We start from the raw sequence: 16,983 nt of genomic DNA on the forward strand, positions 1-16,983 counted from the left end.
TCGCGCGGCTCATGTTAGCTCTTAGAGCTTGATTTCGACGTCCACACCTGCCGCGAGGTCGAGCTTCATCAGAGCATCGACGGTCTGCGGGGTCGGGTCGACGATGTCCAGCAGACGCTTGTGCGTGCGCATTTCGAACTGCTCGCGGCTCTTCTTGTCGACGTGCGGCGAGCGGTTCACCGTGAACTTCTCGATCCGCGTCGGCAGCGGGATCGGGCCGCGAACATTGGCGCCGGTGCGCTTCGCGGTCGACACGATCTCACGCGTCGAAGCGTCGAGAACCCGGTGGTCAAACGCCTTGAGGCGGATGCGGATATTCTGTCCGTTCATGGTCACTTCCTTGTTCTGGCGCGGCGCGGGCGTATTCCCGCCCGCGACAGATCGTTAATTCGGATTATTCTTTGATCGAAGCGACGATGCCGGCGCCGACGGTGCGGCCACCTTCACGGATAGCGAAGCGGAGCTTCTCTTCCATGGCGATCGGCACGATGAGCTCGACGTCGACGGTGATGTTGTCGCCGGGCATGACCATCTCGGTGCCTTCCGGCAGCGACACGATGCCGGTCACGTCCGTCGTGCGGAAGTAGAACTGCGGACGGTAGTTGGTGAAGAACGGCGTGTGACGGCCACCCTCTTCCTTGGTCAGGATGTAGGCTTCAGCCACGAACTTCTTGTGCGGCTTCACCGAACCCGGCTTGCACAGCACCTGGCCGCGCTCGACGTCTTCACGGCCAACGCCGCGGATCAGCGCGCCGATGTTGTCGCCAGCCTGGCCCTGATCGAGCAGCTTGCGGAACATTTCAACGCCGGTAACCGTCGTCTTCGAGGTTGCCTTGATGCCGACGATCTCGACTTCTTCGCCAACCTTGACGATGCCGCGCTCGACGCGACCGGTGACGACAGTGCCACGGCCCGAGATCGAGAACACGTCTTCGATCGGCATCAGGAACGGACGGTCGATCGGACGCTCCGGCGTCGGGATGTAGGCGTCGACGGCTTCCATCAGCGCGCGGATCGCGTCTTCACCGATCTTCTTGTCCGAATCGTTGAGCGCAGCAACAGCCGAACCCTTGATCATCGGAATGTCGTCGCCCGGATATTCGTACTTCGACAGCAGCTCGCGAACTTCGAGCTCGACCAGTTCGAGCAGCTCGGCGTCGTCGACAAGGTCGACCTTGTTCAGGAACACCACCAGGGCGGGAACGCCAACCTGACGGGCGAGCAGGATGTGCTCGCGGGTCTGCGGCATCGGGCCGTCAGCAGCCGACACGACCAGGATCGCGCCGTCCATCTGGGCAGCACCGGTGATCATGTTCTTGACGTAGTCGGCGTGGCCGGGGCAGTCGACGTGGGCGTAGTGACGGGCCGGCGTCTCATACTCGACGTGCGCCGTCGAGATCGTGATGCCGCGGGCCTTCTCTTCCGGCGCTGCGTCGATCTGGTCGTAGGCCTTGAACTCGCCGAAATACTTCGTGATCGCAGCAGTCAGCGACGTCTTGCCGTGGTCAACGTGACCAATCGTGCCGATGTTCACATGAGGCTTATTACGCTCGAATTTACCTTTTGCCATGTGAGGTCTCCATTCTTGCTAGCCCAGTAAGGGCGTTGAATTAATAAAACGCTGCAATTCCTTGGAATTACGCGTATTTCTTTTGAACTTCCTGAGCGACCGCGGTCGGAACCGGCTCGTAGTGGTCGAACTGCATCGAGTACTGGGCGCGGCCCTGCGACATCGAACGCAAGCTGTCCACGTACTTGAACATGTTTGCCAGCGGCACCATCGCGTTGACGACGACGGCGATACCACGGCTTTCCTGGCCCTGGATCTGGCCACGACGGCTGTTCAAGTCGCCGATGACGTTGCCGACATAGTCTTCCGGCGTGACGACTTCGACCTTCATGATCGGCTCGAGCAGCTGGACGCCCAGCTTCGGAGCAGCTTCGCGAAGGCAGGCGCGGCCGGCGATTTCGAAGGCGAGAACCGACGAGTCGACATCGTGGTAGGCACCGTCGATGAGCGTCGCCTTGACGCCGATCATCGGGAAGCCAGCGAACGGACCCGACGACAGGACGCTGCGGAGGCCCTTGTCGACGCCCGGGATGTATTCCTTCGGAACAGCACCGCCAACGATCTTCGATTCGAAGACGAAGTCTTCGCCCTCGGGGTTCGGCTCGAACACCAGCTTGACGCGAGCGAACTGACCGGTACCACCCGACTGCTTCTTGTGGGTGTAGTCCTGCTCGTGGGTGCGGGTGATCGTCTCACGATATGCAACCTGCGGAGCGCCGACATTCGCCTCGACCTTGAACTCGCGGCGCATGCGGTCGACGATGATGTCGAGGTGCAGCTCGCCCATGCCGGCGATGATGGTCTGGCCCGACTCTTCGTCCGACTTGACGCGGAACGACGGATCTTCAGCAGCCAGGCGGTTGAGCGCGAGGCCCATCTTTTCCTGGTCGCCCTTGGTCTTCGGCTCGATCGCGATCTGGATGACCGGCTCGGGGAATTCCATGCGCTCGAGGATGACCTGGTGCAGCGGATCGCAGAGCGTGTCGCCGGTGGTCGTTTCCTTGAGGCCGGCCAGAGCAACGATGTCGCCGGCATATGCCTCTTCGATGTCCGAACGCGAGTTCGAATGCATCTGCAGCATACGGCCGAGACGCTCCTTCTTGCCCTTGACGGTGTTTTCGAGCGAAGCGCCCTTGACCACCTTGCCCGAGTAGATGCGGCAGAAGGTCAGCGAACCGACGAACGGATCGTTCATGATCTTGAAGGCCAGCATCGACAGCGGCTCGCTGTCGTCGGCGTGACGCTCGATCTCGGCTTCGGTCTTGGCATCGATGCCCTTGATGGCCGGGACGTCGAGCGGGGACGGCAGGAAGTCGACGACGCCGTCGAGCAGCGGCTGCACGCCCTTGTTCTTGAAGGCCGAACCGCAGAACATCGGGAAGAACTTGACGGCGATGGTGCCCTTGCGGATCAGCGCGCGCAGTTCGTCGTTGGTCGGCATCTTGCCTTCGAGGTAATTCTCGAGAGCCGTCTCGTCCATTTCGACGGCGGTCTCGATCATCTTCTCGCGGAACTCTTCAGCCTTGGCCTTGAGGTCTTCCGGGATCTCGACGACGTCCCAGGCAGCGCCCAGGCTCTCGTCGCGCCAGACGAGCGCATTCATCTCGATCAGGTCGACGACGCCCTTGAATTCCGACTCGGCGCCGATCGGCAGCTGAACGGCAACGGCGGTCGCACCGAGGCGCGACTTGATCATCTCGTACGAGCGATAGAAGTCGGCGCCGATCTTGTCCATCTTGTTGCAGAAGATCATGCGCGGGACGTGGTACTTGTCCGCCTGACGCCACACGGTCTCGGTCTGCGGCTCAACACCGGCGTTGGCATCGAGCAGCGCAATGGCGCCGTCGAGAACGCGCAGCGAACGCTCGACTTCGATGGTGAAGTCGACGTGGCCGGGGGTGTCGATGATGTTGAAGCGGCGCTGCTGGCCGTCACGGCCCTTCCAGAAGGTCGTGGTGGCAGCGGACGTGATGGTGATGCCGCGCTCCTGCTCCTGCTCCATCCAGTCCATGGTGGCAGCGCCGTCATGGACTTCGCCGATCTTGTGCGACTTGCCCGTGTAATAAAGGATGCGCTCGGTGGTCGTGGTCTTGCCGGCGTCGATATGCGCCATGATACCGAAATTGCGGTAGTCTTCGATCTTGTATTCGCGGGCCATGGGAGGTGCCTCTCAGTCGTTCGGACGCGCTATTACCAGCGGTAGTGCGCGAAGGCGCGGTTGGCTTCCGCCATCTTGTGGGTGTCTTCACGCTTCTTGACGGCGGTGCCGCGGTTGTTCGCCGCGTCCATCAGCTCGCCCGAGAGGCGGTCGACCATGGTGGTCTCGTTGCGGTTGCGGGCAGCAGTGATCAGCCAGCGAATGGCGAGTGCCTGACGGCGCTCGGGGCGCACATCGACCGGAACCTGGTAGGTGGCGCCGCCGACGCGACGCGAACGCACTTCCACGTGCGGCGCGACATTGTCGAGCGCCTGATGGAAGACAGTGACCGGCTCCTGCTTGGTCTTGGCCTGAACCTGGTCAAGCGCACCGTAGACGATCGTTTCGGCGATCGACTTCTTGCCGTCATACATGACGGCGTTCATGAACTTGGTGACGACGAGATCGCCGAACTTGGGATCCGGGTTGATTTCGCGCTTATCTGCACTGTGACGACGGGACATAGCTTTTGTCTCTCAAACTTGACTGGCGCTATATGACGCGGAGAACCTCGCGCAGCGCCTAATTGCAGAAGCCGAATTACTTCGGACGCTTTGCACCGTACTTCGAACGGCGCTGCTTGCGATTCTTCACGCCCTGCGTGTCGAGCACGCCGCGGATGATGTGATAGCGAACGCCCGGAAGGTCCTTCACGCGACCGCCGCGGATCATGACCACGGAGTGCTCCTGAAGGTTGTGGCCTTCGCCCGGGATGTAGCCGATCACTTCAAAGCCATTGGTCAGGCGAATCTTCGCGACCTTACGCAGAGCGGAGTTCGGCTTCTTCGGCGTCGTCGTATAGACGCGCGTGCAGACGCCACGCTTCTGCGGGTTGGCCTGCATGGCCGGAACCTTGTTGCGCTTCACCGGCGCAATGCGCGGCTTGCGGATCAGCTGGTTGACGGTAGGCATTAAACCCTCTTGTCTCTCAATTCCGTGTCTTAAGCCCGTTTGGGGCGGCTTCAAGCGCGAAATCCATACGCGAATTCGGGCCACAAACCGCGATCTGCGGTCTTGCCCGAACAAAGGCAGAGGAAGCGAATCCGCTTCATGCACGCCGGAAATGTCTTCTCGCTCGTAAAAAACGAACCCTGTTTGAGGTGAACTCCAAAGCACGTCGCTTCGGAAAAGCCAACCTCACATCGGCTCAGACGACGCGGTATCTACTCGCATGACCGCGAACCGTCAAGCCCACCCCCCCAAAAACCTTAACGAAACCGGGGCTTCGGGCGGGTTGGCGGGCTTGCGGCAACTATATTGCGCTGCAACATGGGCTGTAAGTCAGTTTATAAGGCTGTTTGTCCTGTCTTGCACCCCGCCTTCGTGCGAAAATCGGGGAAACCGGGGCGAATCCCCCGCAAACGAATCCAGATCCAGGGAATCACCATGAACGACAACGACGAACGGCCCGTGACGATCATCACCGGTCGGGTCTGGCGCAAGAAGGGCGGCAAGCCCGAAGGCGTCCACATCATGCTGGTGGCGCCCGACGACGACAGCGCCGTGCGCTCGGCGCTGGACGCGCTGGCAAAGGAGGGTTACGCCGAAGCAGAACTCGATCAGATCGGCGACATGCAGGGCGAACCTGACGACGAGCCGCACATCTCCGCCTATCAGGGGGCCCTCGAAGGCGAAGTCTCGATCGTCACCTTCAACGAGCCGTTCTGAGTCAGCGCATGTATATATAGAGAGGTCAGTTGACTGGCCCTGCCCCGCCGATGTCGGCCATTTCAGGTTCGGCAGGCTTTTGGCCAGTGGCGCGATTGACCAGCACGGTGACGAACCACAACACGACACCAATGCCGATCAGGATACCGGCGATCTTGTATTGAACAGGGTCGCGCCCAGTCCAGGGGCCGGCGAAGAAAGCGCAAGCCACGGCTCCCAGGATCGGCAACAGCGTCGGGGTGCGGAAGTGATCGTGCCCAACCCTGTCCTTGCGCAGCACCAGCACCGCGATGTTGACCACCGTGAAGACGCATAGCAGCAGCAGTGCGGTTGTGCCGCCCAGCGCCGGCACCTCGCCGACGAATGTGATCAGCGCGAAAGCGAGCAAGGTGGTGAAGCCGATCGCGATGTAGGGCGTGCGACGCGAGGCGTGAACCTTGCCTAGCACTTTCGGCAAGACGTGTTCGCGGCTCATGCCATAGACCAGACGGCTCGCCATCAGCATGTTGATCAAGGCGCTGTTGGCGACGGCAAACATGGTGATGAAGCCGAAGATCTCAACCGGGAAGTTCGGCGCGCCGGCCTGGACGACCTTGAGCAGCGGCGTCTCGCCCTCGCCCAGTTGTTCCGGCGGCACGAGCGTGATCGCCGAGATCGACACGAGCACGTAGATCACGCCGGTGATCAGCAAACCGGTCAGCAGCACCTTCGGGAAGATGCGCGTCGGATCCTTGCACTCCTCGGCCATGTTGACCGAGTCCTCGAAGCCGACCATGGCGAAGAAAGCGAGCGTCGTCGCCGCGATCACCGACCAGAAGGCGCTGCGGTCGGGCGCCGAGTGGAACTGAGTGATACGGGAGACGTCGCCCTCACCGGCGCCGATCGCCCAGAGGCCGATGACGATGATGATCATCAGGCCGGTGAACTCGACGCAGGTCAGCACGACATTGGCTTTGACACTTTCGCCGACGCCGCGGAAATTCACGGCTGCGACGATCGCCATGAATGCCAGACCGATGAGCGTGATGCCATAGGTGCCGGACAGGCCGAGATCGAAAGCCCCAGACATGTTGGCAGCGAAGGCGCGCGAGGCCGTCGACGCCGAGGTGATGCCCGAGCACATGACGGCGAAAGCGACGATGAAGGTGATGAAATGGATGCCGAATGCCTTGTGGGCGTAGAGAGCGGCACCGGCCGCCTTCGGGTATTTTGTGACCAGTTCGAGATAGCTGAAGGCAGTGATGACCGCGACGACGAAGGCAATCAGGAACGGCAGCCAGACCACGCCGCCAACCTGCTTGGCCACCTGCCCGGTCAGCGCATAGATGCCGGTGCCCAATATGTCGCCGACGATGAACAGCAACAGAAGCCACGGGCCCATGACGCGATGGAGGCTCGGCTCGACCGCCTGTCCTTTCGCATTGGAGGGGACATCGGTCATCGGGCACTCCTTTCAGGGCTGATGCACTTCAAGGAGGAGGCTATTTTCGCAACCTCGGGATGTCAAACGCCGCCAATACGTTAGAACAGACGCAGATGCGGCTGACAGCTCGTCGACCGGTGCCATCCCTGCGAGATCTTGGGAAAAGCCGCCAGATTGCGCCGGCGGCCCTTTCACCGAAGGATCTGCAGCGCTCGGATCAGTTCGTCGCGGCATCCAGTTTGAGCACGACGAACTGGGTGAACTGCTCCGGGTTGAAGTTGTTGTCGGAGGCAATGACCAAAGTGCGCTGGCCGTCGATCTCCGGTCCCCATGTCACCGACTCGATATTGTCGATGTCGAGACCAAAGTCACCCTCACCCAGCTTAAGAACCTTGCGCTTGGGCATGGCGGTTGCCGCGACGCCCTTGATCGAGGCCGCCCCCTTCACGTCAGTCGCGCCGGAGAAACTCGCCAGGTAGAAATTGATCTCGCTGCCGATGCCGAGCGCGAAAGAGCGTTCGATCGCCAACACATGGTCCGGTCCGAAGAACATGAACTCGGAGAGACCGTTGTCGTTGTAGAACGGGTCCTGCGTCGCCTTGGTGAAGATCGGCCCGTTGTCATAGACATACTCGGCCGTGACTGCACCGCTGGCAATGTCGAAGCCGATGACGCGCGACGGGCTGCCGGCTTCCAGCCGTCGCCTTTTCGCCGTCCTGTGCCAATGCGTTTTCGGTCCCCGCCCAAAGGGTCTTGCCGTCGGGCGAAATGGCAAGGCTTTCAAAAGCCAGGTTGCCGCGAACACCCCGCGTCCTGTCGGCATCGGGCAGATAGGCTTCGGGAATGGCAAAGCTCCTGACATGGGTGCCGTCGAGTTTTGCCTCATAGATTGCGGGTCGGCCGGCGGCATCACCCTCGCTCGACCAGAAGAGACGGTTGGCCGCCGCGTCGAAGCGGATCGCCTCGGGGTCGACGTCCTTCTTGGCGAAGGCGGCACCTTCGGCGTCGCGTAGCTCCGCGCTCGACACGATGTCGATGCCGTGAACGCCCTTGCCGTCGATGGCAAGCTTCAGCGTGTAGAGCCGCGCCGGCGCGCGCTCAGAGCGGTCGTCAGAAATGGCGTAGAACAGCCCGCTCGCAGCGTCGTAGTCGAGACCGGAAATCCCGCCGAACTCGGCGCCCGCGATCTTCAGTCCGGTCGGCAGCACGACCTGGCCGAGCAACGATGCCTTGAATGGCGTGGCCTCCTCGGCCTGGGCTGGCAAGGCAGCCGACGCCAACAGGGCAGCGAGGGCGGAAAAGACGGTTTTCATGATGACGGCCACCTGGCATGTGCGTTGAAGCAGCATGATTAGCGGCGGCATTTGACAGCGGCGTGAAGCCCTGTTGTCACCGAAATGAAAAAAGGGGGCCGAGGCCCCCTTTTCCAGTTCCTTGCGACGACACTCTTACTGAGCGGCGTTGACCATGTCGGTCAGGATCGGCTCGGCCACTTCCGCACCCGAGAGCTTGCGGCGCTCGTCGAGGATCAGCTCGTCGCGCGAGGTGGCGATGCGCCGGATCTGGCTCATCATGCCGCCCGTGCCGGCCGGGATCAGGCGGCCGACGATGACGTTTTCCTTCAGGCCCTGCAGCATGTCGGTCTTGCCGGCGACAGCTGCTTCGGTGAGCACGCGGGTCGTTTCCTGGAAGGAAGCGGCCGAGATGAAGGACGGCGTCTGCAGCGATGCCTTGGTGATACCGAGCAGAACCGGCTGACCTTCGGCAGGCTTCTTGCCTTCCTCGATCAGGCGCTCGTTGATCTCGTCGAACTCGATGACATCGACGTGATCGCCCGGGATATAGATAGAGTCGCCCTGTGCGGTGATCTCGACCTTCTGCAGCATCTGCCGGACAATGACCTCGATGTGCTTGTCGTTGATCGACACGCCCTGCAGTCGGTAGACTTCCTGGATTTCATTGACGAGGTAGGAAGCGAGAGCTTCCACGCCCTTGATGGCCAGGATGTCGTGCGGCGCCGGGTTGCCGTCGAGGATGTAGTCGCCCTTTTCGATGGCGTCGCCGTCCTGGAGATGGAACGGCTTGCCCTTCGGGATCAGGTATTCGACCGGTTCAAGCGTCGAGTCATGCGGCTCGATGATGATGCGGCGCTTGTTCTTATAGTCGCGACCGAAGCGGACCGTACCATCGATCTCGGCGATGATGGCGTGATCCTTTGGACGACGGGCTTCGAAGAGCTCGGCAACACGCGGCAGACCGCCGGTGATGTCCTTAGTCTTCGCGCTTTCCATCGGGATACGCGCCAGAACATCGCCAGGGCGAACCTGTGCACCCGGCTCGACCGAGAGAATGGCCTCGACCGAGAGCAGGAAGCGGGCATCGCCGCCCTTCGACAGCTTGCCAACCTTGCCCTTGGAGTCCTGAACCACGATCGCCGGCTTCAGGTCGTTGCCGCGCGGGGTCGACCGCCAGTCGATGACCTCACGCTTGGTGATGCCGGTCGACTCGTCGGCCGTTTCCTGGACGGAAATGCCGTCGACCAGATCCTCGAACGCCACACGGCCTTCGATTTCGGTGAGGATCGGACGGGTGTAGGGATCCCACTCGGCGATACGCTGGCCGCGCTTCACCTTGTCGCCATCGTCCACGAAGATACGCGAACCATAAGTGACGCGGTGGGTGGCGCGCTCCTTGCCGGTCTCGTCGAGGATCAGGATCGCCATGTTGCGGCCCATCACGACGAGGTTGCCGTCGGAGTTGCGAACCACGTTGCGGTTGCGGATCTCGACCTTGCCCTCATACGAGGCTTCAAGGAACGAGCTGTCCACCACCTGCGCGGTACCGCCCATGTGGAAGGTACGCATGGTGAGCTGCGTGCCCGGCTCGCCGATCGATTGAGCGGCGATGACGCCGACAGCTTCGCCCTGGTTGACAGGGGTACCGCGTGCCAGGTCGCGACCGTAGCAGACCGCGCAGACACCGACCTTGACTTCGCAGGTCAGGGCCGAACGGATGCGAACCGACTGGACGCCAGCCTTCTCGATGACCTCGATGTCACGCTCGTCCATGAGCGTGCCGCCCTTGACCAGCAGATCGCCAGTGACCGGGTGGTTGATGTCGTCGAGCGCGGTGCGGCCGAGAATGCGCAGGCCGAGCGAAGCGACAACCTGGCCGGCATCGACGATCGGCTGCATGGTGAGGCCCTTGTCGGTGCCGCAATCAACCGAGTTGACGATGCAGTCCTGCGCCACGTCGACGAGACGACGGGTCAGGTAGCCGGAGTTTGCCGTCTTCAGAGCGGTATCCGCGAGACCCTTGCGGGCGCCGTGGGTCGAGTTGAAGTACTCGAGAACCGTCAGACCTTCCTTGAAGTTGGAAATGATCGGCGTCTCGATGATTTCACCCGACGGCTTGGCCATCAGGCCGCGCATGCCGGCGAGCTGGCGCATCTGAGTGGGCGAACCACGCGCACCGGAGTGCGACATCATGTAGATCGAGTTCATCGGCTTCTGACGACCGCTGTCCTCGAACTCGACCGCCTTGATGCGGGCCATCATTTCGTCGGCGACCTTTTCCGAGCACTTGGCCCAGGCGTCGACGACCTTGTTGTACTTCTCGCCCTGGGTGATCAGGCCGTCATTGTACTGCTGCTCGTATTCCTTGGCCAAAGCCTCGGTGTCGGCGACCAGCTTCTCCTTGGTATCCGGGATCAGCATGTCGTCCTTGCCGAACGAAATGCCGGCGCGGCAGGCATGAGCGAAGCCGAGAGCCATGATGCGATCGCAGAAGATGACCGTCTCTTTCTGACCGCAGTGGCGGTAGACGGTGTCGATCATCTTGGAGATGTTCTTCTTGGTCATCTCCTGGTTCGCGGTGTCATACGGCACGTTGACGTTCTTCGGCAGCAGTTCGCCGATGATCATGCGGCCAGGGGTCGTGTCGTGGATCTTGGACACGACATTGCCTTCGGCGTCGACCGTGCGGAAGCGACCCTTGATCTTGGCGTGCAGCGTGACAGCCTTGGTCTCAAGCGCGTGCTGGAGTTCGCCCATGTCGGCAAACACCATGCCCTCGCCCGGCTCGTTCTGGTTGACGATCGAGAGGTAATAGAGACCGAGAACCATGTCCTGCGACGGCACGATGATCGGCGCGCCGGAAGCCGGGTGCAGGATGTTGTTGGTCGACATCATCAGCACGCGTGCTTCGAGCTGAGCCTCAAGCGACAGCGGAACGTGGACAGCCATCTGGTCGCCGTCGAAGTCGGCGTTGAAGGCTGTGCAGACGAGCGGGTGCAGCTGGATCGCCTTGCCTTCGATCAGCGTGGGTTCGAAGGCCTGGATGCCCAGGCGGTGCAGCGTCGGTGCGCGGTTGAGCAGAACCGGATGCTCGCGGATGACCTCGTCGAGGATATCCCAAACCTCAGGCTTTTCCTTCTCGACCAGCTTCTTGGCCTGCTTGACGGTCGAGGAGTAACCCTTGGCGTCGAGACGAGCGTAGATGAACGGCTTGAACAGCTCGAGCGCCATCTTCTTCGGCAGGCCGCACTGGTGCAGCTTGAGCTCCGGACCGGTCACGATGACCGAACGGCCGGAATAGTCGACGCGCTTGCCGAGCAGGTTCTGACGGAAGCGGCCCTGCTTGCCCTTGAGCATGTCGGACAGCGACTTCAGCGGACGCTTGTTGGCGCCGGTGATGACGCGGCCACGGCGGCCATTGTCGAACAGAGCGTCGACGGCCTCCTGCAGCATGCGCTTCTCGTTGCGGATGATGATCCCCGGCGCACGGAGCTCGATCAGGCGCTTCAGGCGGTTGTTGCGATTGATGACGCGGCGATAGAGATCGTTCAGGTCGGACGTCGCAAAGCGACCGCCGTCCAGCGGGACCAGCGGACGCAGGTCCGGCGGGATCACCGGCACGACCTTCATGATCATCCACTCGGGGCGGTTGCCCGACTCCATGAAGTTCTCAACCACCTTGAGGCGCTTGAGATACTTCTTCTGCTTCAGTTCCGACGTCGTCGTCGCAAGCTCGGAGCGCAGGTCGCCGGCGATCTTCTCGAGATCCATCGAGGCGAGCAGGTCGTGAATGGCTTCAGCGCCGATCATGGCGGTGAAGCTGTCCTCGCCATACTCGTCGACAGCGATCTGGTACTCTTCCTCGCCGAGGAGCTGGTGCTCCTTGAGTGCGGTCAGGCCCGGCTCGGTAACGATGTAGTTCTCGAAATACAGGACGCGCTCGATATCCTTGAGCGTCATGTCGAGCAGCGTGCCGATGCGGCTCGGCAGCGACTTCAAGAACCAGATGTGGGCGACGGGCGCTGCGAGCTCGATGTGGCCCATGCGCTCGCGGCGAACGCGCGACAGGGTGACTTCCACGCCGCACTTTTCGCAGATGACGCCCTTGTACTTCATGCGCTTGTACTTGCCGCACAGGCACTCGTAGTCCTTGATCGGGCCAAAGATGCGGGCGCAGAACAGCCCGTCACGCTCCGGCTTGAAGGTGCGGTAGTTGATCGTCTCCGGCTTTTTGATTTCGCCGAACGACCAGGACAGAATCTTCTCAGGGCTGGCGAGCGAAATCCGGATGGAATCGAACACCTGCGCAGGCGCCTGGGGGTTGAAGAGATTCATGACCTCTTGGTTCATGCCGTTCTCCTTTTCGGGGCCCACGAAAGCCCCTTTTCATCGTGTGCGGGCCAGAGCGCCCGCCAGCTTTCGGCCATCGCCGAAGAATTCTCATCGATGAACGCGATCAGTACCCAACCATGGGGATCGCGTTCAGGCGGCTACGCCGCGGGCAAATCCCGCGGCGCGCCTTTGGTGCTTACTCGGCGGCGTTCGGCAGCCGATGGTTTTCGTCGACCTTGGTGTTCTCAAGCTCGACGTTGAGGCCCAGCGAACGCATTTCCTTGACAAGAACGTTGAAGCTCTCGGGGATGCCCGCTTCGAACGTGTCGTCGCCGCGCACGATCGCCTCGTAGACCTTGGTACGGCCGGCCACGTCGTCCGACTTCACGGTCAGCATTTCCTGCAGCGTGTAGGCGGCGCCGTAAGCCTCGAGCGCCCAGACCTCCATTTCGCCGAAGCGCTGGCCACCGAACTGCGCCTTGCCGCCCAGCGGCTGCTGGGTCACGAGCGAGTACGGTCCGATCGAACGGGCGTGGATCTTGTCGTCGACCAGGTGGTGAAGCTTGAGCATATAGATGTAGCCCATGGTCACCTTGCGGTCGAACGGCTCACCCGTACGGCCATCGTACAACTGCGACTGGCCAGAGGTGTGAAGACCCGCCTGCTCCAACATGATGTTGATGTCGGCTTCATGCGCGCCGTCGAACACCGGGGTCGCAATCGAGACGCCACGCTTCATCTGCTCGCTGAGGCGAACGATGCTTTCGTCGTCGTAATCGCGGACCGGCTCGTTGCGGTCGTTGGCCGGAATGAAGCTCTCGAGCGTCTCGCGCAGCGGCTTGATATCGCCACCAGACTTGTACGCCTCGATCAGTTCACCGATCTTCTTGCCCATGCCTGCGCATGCCCAGCCCAGATGCGTTTCCAGAATCTGGCCGACATTCATGCGCGAAGGCACGCCGAGCGGGTTGAGCACGATGTCCGCATGCGTGCCGTCTTCGAGGAACGGCATGTCCTCGACCGGAACGATACGCGACACGACACCCTTGTTGCCGTGACGGCCGGCCATCTTGTCGCCGGGCTGCATCTTGCGCTTCACCGCAACGAAGACCTTGACCATCTTCATGACGCCGGGCGGCATCTCGTCGCCGCGCTGCACCTTCTCGACCTTGTCCATGAAGCGCTGTTCGAGCTGCTTCTTGGAGTCGTCGTACTGGCCGCGCAGAGCTTCAAGCTCACCCTGCATCTTCTCGTCTTCGACGGCGAACTGCCACCACTGCGAACGCGGATAGTCGTCCAGCGTCTCCTTGGCGACGGTCGAGCCCTTCTTGAAGCCCTTCGGGCCGGCAATCGCGTCCTTGCCGATGAGCATGTCGCTCAGACGGCTGTAGACGTTGCGATCGAGGATCGCCTGCTCGTCGTCACGGTCCTTGGCGAGACGCTCGATTTCCTCGCGCTCGATTGCCATGGCGCGTTCGTCCTTCTCCACGCCGTGGCGGTTGAAGACGCGCACTTCGACGACGGTGCCGAAGGTTCCGGGCGGCATGCGCATGGAGGTGTCACGGACGTCGGACGCCTTTTCACCGAAGATGGCACGCAGAAGCTTCTCTTCCGGCGTCATCGGGCTTTCGCCCTTCGGTGTGATCTTGCCGACCAGGATGTCACCCGGTGCAACTTCCGCACCGATGTAGACGATACCGGCTTCGTCGAGGTTCTTCAGAGCCTCTTCCGAAACGTTCGGAATGTCGCGCGTGATTTCCTCTGGCCCGAGCTTGGTGTCGCGCGCCATGACCTCGAACTCCTCGATGTGGATCGAGGTGAAGACGTCGTCGGCCACGATGCGCTCGGAGAGCAGGATCGAGTCCTCGTAGTTGTAGCCGTTCCACGGCATGAACGCGACGAGCACGTTGCGACCGAGAGCCAGATCGCCGAGCTCGGTCGACGGACCGTCAGCGATGATGTCGCCCTTGTTGACCCGGTCACCCATGCGAACCAGCGGGCGCTGGTTGATGCAGGTGTTCTGGTTCGAACGCTGGAACTTCATCAGACGGTAGATGTCGACGCCGGATTTGCCCGGATCGAGGTCTTCGGTCGCACGGATAACGATACGGGTCGCGTCGACCTGATCGACGATACCGCCGCGGCGAGCGCCGATGGCAGCGCCAGAGTCACGGGCAACGATCGGCTCCATGCCGGTACCGACGAACGGAGCCTCGGCGCGCACCAGCGGCACGGCCTGACGCTGCATGTTCGAGCCCATCAGAGCGCGGTTGGCGTCGTCGTTTTCCAGGAACGGGATCAGCGCAGCTGCGACCGACACCATCTGCTTCGGCGAAACGTCCATAAGGTCGACGTTTTCGCGCGGCGCCATCATCACTTCGCCAGCGTTGCGGCAAATGACGAACTCGTCGACGAAGTGGCCGTCCTTGTCGAGCGCGGCGTTGGCCTGGGCAACGAAGTGCTTGGCCTCTTCCATCGCCGAGAGATAGACAACCTCATTGGTCAGCGTGCCGTCGACGATCTTGCGGTACGGGCTCTCGATGAAGCCGTACTTGTTGACGCGTGCGAAGGTAGCCAGCGAGTTGATCAGACCGATATTCGGGCCTTCCGGCGTCTCAATCGGGCAGATACGGCCGTAATGCGTCGGGTGCACGTCGCGGACTTCGAAGCCAGCGCGCTCGCGGGTCAGACCACCAGGTCCAAGCGCCGAAAGACGACGCTTGTGGGTGATCTCCGACAGCGGGTTGGTCTGATCCATGAACTGTGACAGCTGCGAAGAACCGAAGAACTCGCGCACGGCGGCGGCCGCCGGCTTCGCGTTGATCAGGTCCTGCGGCATGACCGTGTCGATCTCGATCGAGGACATGCGTTCCTTGATCGCGCGCTCCATGCGAAGCAGACCGACGCGGTACTGATTTTCCATCAGCTCGCCGACCGAACGGACACGGCGGTTGCCGAGGTTGTCGATGTCGTCGATTTCGCCCTTGCCGTCGCGCAGTTCGACAAGCGTCTTGACCACGGCAAGGATGTCATCCTTGCGCAGGACACGGACGGTGTCTTCAGCGTCGAGCTCGAGGCGCATGTTCATCTTGACGCGGCCGACTGCCGACAGGTCGTAGCGCTCGCTGTCGAAGAACAGCGAGTTGAACATGGCTTCAGCGGTTTCGAGCGTGGGCGGCTCACCCGGGCGCATGACGCGGTAGATGTCGAACAGAGCATCCTGGCGGCTCTCGTTCTTGTCGACGGTCAGCGTGTTGCGGATATAGCCACCGACGTTGATGTGGTCGATGTCGAGGATGTTGATCTCTTCCTCGCCAGCCGCCAGCAGCGTCTTCAGCGTCTTTTCGTCGATCTCGTCGCCGGCTTCGAGGAAGATTTCACCGGTGGCGTAGTTGACGATGTCCTCGGCGAGATAGCTGCCGAAGAGGTCATCTTCGGTCGCCTTGATCGCCTTGAGGCCCTTCTCGGCAAGCTGCTTGGCCTGACGCGCGGTGATCTTCTTGCCGGCTTCGACAACGATCTCGCCGGTGTCGGCGTCAACCAGGTCGCCAACAGCCTTGAGGCCGCGGAAACGCTCGACCGAGAACGGAATGCGCCAGTGGTCGCCCGACTTCTTGTAGGTGATCTTGTTGTAGAAGGTCGACAGGATCTCTTCGCCGTCCATGCCGAGCGCCATCAGCAGCGACGTCACCGGAATCTTGCGGCGACGGTCGATGCGGGCATGGACGATGTCCTTGCTGTCGAACTCGATGTCGAGCCACGAGCCACGGTAAGGGATGACACGCGCGGCAAACAAAAGCTTGCCCGACGAGTGCGACTTACCCTTGTCGTGATCGAAAAACACGCCCGGCGAACGGTGCATCTGCGAGACGATGACGCGCTCGGTGCCGTTGACGATGAAGGTGCCGTTGGACGTCATGAGCGGCATGTCGCCCATATAGACGTCCTGCTCCTTGATGTCCTTGATCGACTTCGCGCCGGTGTCCTCGTCAATATCGAACACGATAAGGCGCAGCGTCACCTTGAGCGGCGCAGCGAATGTCAGATCGCGCTGACGGCACTCGTCGACGTCGAACTTGGGCGCTTCGAACTCGTACTTGACGAATTCAAGCATCGACGCGCCGGAAAAATCAGAAATAGGGAAGACCGACTTGAAAACGGCCTGCAGTCCCTCGTCCGGACGGCCACCCTTGGGCTCGTCCACCATGAGGAACTGATCGTATGATGCCTTCTGAACCTCGATGAGGTTCGGCATCTCCGCAACTTCCGGGATCTTTCCGAAGAATTTGCGTACGCGTCTGCGGCCATTGAAAGTCTGGACCTGGGCCATCGTCGCTCCTTGCTGCCTCTTGGGGTGAGCGTCGCTAATGCTCACCTTGCATGCGCGCCGCCTCAGCGGCGGCCTATCCAAAACGGGCGAAAACCCGTTTCCTGAAAGCCGCATTGCGGCCCTCAGGAAATAGGTTCCCCTCAATCCCCCGGGTCACGGGAGCCGGTG

The 16,983-nt window shown here is 61.6% G+C and carries 9 protein-coding genes and 1 pseudogene; 1 reads left to right on the top strand and 9 read right to left on the bottom strand.

Translation table 11 applies throughout. The features are described from left to right. Positions 1-21: 21 nt before the first annotated feature. From rpsJ to rpsL, 5 genes are all read right to left on the bottom strand, one after another. Positions 22-330, bottom strand: a complete 309-nt coding sequence (gene rpsJ, locus Amn_RS14815; protein ID WP_006205468.1) for a 30S ribosomal protein S10 — start codon at positions 328-330, stop codon at positions 22-24. A 64-nt stretch (positions 331-394) separates the two neighbouring features. Continuing rightward, positions 395-1,570, bottom strand: a complete 1,176-nt coding sequence (tuf, locus tag Amn_RS14820) for an elongation factor Tu (protein ID WP_067961853.1) — start codon at positions 1,568-1,570, stop codon at positions 395-397. A 67-nt stretch (positions 1,571-1,637) separates the two neighbouring features. Then, positions 1,638-3,728, bottom strand: coding sequence for an elongation factor G (fusA, locus tag Amn_RS14825; protein ID WP_067961879.1), 2,091 nt, complete (start codon positions 3,726-3,728; stop codon positions 1,638-1,640). Between the two features lie 32 nt (positions 3,729-3,760). Continuing rightward, positions 3,761-4,231: a 30S ribosomal protein S7 gene (rpsG, locus tag Amn_RS14830; RefSeq protein WP_067961877.1), complete on the bottom strand. Its 471-nt coding sequence runs from the start codon at positions 4,229-4,231 to the stop codon at positions 3,761-3,763. A 76-nt stretch (positions 4,232-4,307) separates the two neighbouring features. After that, complete coding sequence (rpsL, locus tag Amn_RS14835; RefSeq protein ID WP_008837709.1) at positions 4,308-4,679, bottom strand: 30S ribosomal protein S12; 372 nt, start codon at positions 4,677-4,679, stop codon at positions 4,308-4,310. Positions 4,680-5,153: 474 nt separating this feature from the next. Between rpsL and Amn_RS14840 the strand changes: the two genes are divergently transcribed. Continuing rightward, on the top strand, positions 5,154-5,435 hold the full coding sequence (locus tag Amn_RS14840) for a transcriptional regulator (RefSeq protein ID WP_115732109.1): 282 nt from the start codon (positions 5,154-5,156) through the stop codon (positions 5,433-5,435). 25 nt (positions 5,436-5,460) lie between these two features. Here Amn_RS14840 and Amn_RS14845 read toward each other — a convergent pair whose 3' ends face one another. The 4 genes and pseudogenes from Amn_RS14845 to rpoB all read right to left on the bottom strand — a co-directional run bounded on the left by Amn_RS14845 (position 5,461) and on the right by rpoB (position 16,815). Continuing rightward, positions 5,461-6,876 (bottom strand): APC family permease, encoded by a 1,416-nt coding sequence (locus tag Amn_RS14845; RefSeq protein ID WP_154384196.1) that lies wholly within the window; start codon positions 6,874-6,876, stop codon positions 5,461-5,463. 199 nt (positions 6,877-7,075) lie between these two features. Further along, positions 7,076-8,222, bottom strand: a pseudogene (locus Amn_RS32630) (esterase-like activity of phytase family protein). 84 nt (positions 8,223-8,306) lie between these two features. After that, on the bottom strand, positions 8,307-12,503 hold the full coding sequence (gene rpoC, locus Amn_RS14860; RefSeq protein ID WP_067966519.1) for a DNA-directed RNA polymerase subunit beta': 4,197 nt from the start codon (positions 12,501-12,503) through the stop codon (positions 8,307-8,309). Positions 12,504-12,681: 178 nt separating this feature from the next. Beyond that, positions 12,682-16,815, bottom strand: a complete 4,134-nt coding sequence (rpoB, locus tag Amn_RS14865) for a DNA-directed RNA polymerase subunit beta (protein WP_067961871.1) — start codon at positions 16,813-16,815, stop codon at positions 12,682-12,684. Positions 16,816-16,983 lie beyond the last annotated feature (168 nt).

The sequence above is a fragment of the Aminobacter sp. Y103A genome, assembly GCF_030294925.1.
GTDB lineage: Bacteria > Pseudomonadota > Alphaproteobacteria > Rhizobiales > Rhizobiaceae > Aminobacter > Aminobacter ciceronei.

Coding starts and splice junctions, on each gene's coding strand:
- rpsJ (WP_006205468.1), bottom strand. CDS start 330: ATGAACGGACAGAATATCCGCATCCGCCTCAAGGCGTTTGACCACCGG.
- tuf (WP_067961853.1), bottom strand. CDS start 1,570: ATGGCAAAAGGTAAATTCGAGCGTAATAAGCCTCATGTGAACATCGGC.
- fusA (WP_067961879.1), bottom strand. CDS start 3,728: ATGGCCCGCGAATACAAGATCGAAGACTACCGCAATTTCGGTATCATG.
- rpsG (WP_067961877.1), bottom strand. CDS start 4,231: ATGTCCCGTCGTCACAGTGCAGATAAGCGCGAAATCAACCCGGATCCC.
- rpsL (WP_008837709.1), bottom strand. CDS start 4,679: ATGCCTACCGTCAACCAGCTGATCCGCAAGCCGCGCATTGCGCCGGTG.
- Amn_RS14840 (WP_115732109.1), top strand. CDS start 5,154: ATGAACGACAACGACGAACGGCCCGTGACGATCATCACCGGTCGGGTC.
- Amn_RS14845 (WP_154384196.1), bottom strand. CDS start 6,876: ATGACCGATGTCCCCTCCAATGCGAAAGGACAGGCGGTCGAGCCGAGC.
- rpoC (WP_067966519.1), bottom strand. CDS start 12,503: ATGAACCAAGAGGTCATGAATCTCTTCAACCCCCAGGCGCCTGCGCAG.
- rpoB (WP_067961871.1), bottom strand. CDS start 16,815: ATGGCCCAGGTCCAGACTTTCAATGGCCGCAGACGCGTACGCAAATTC.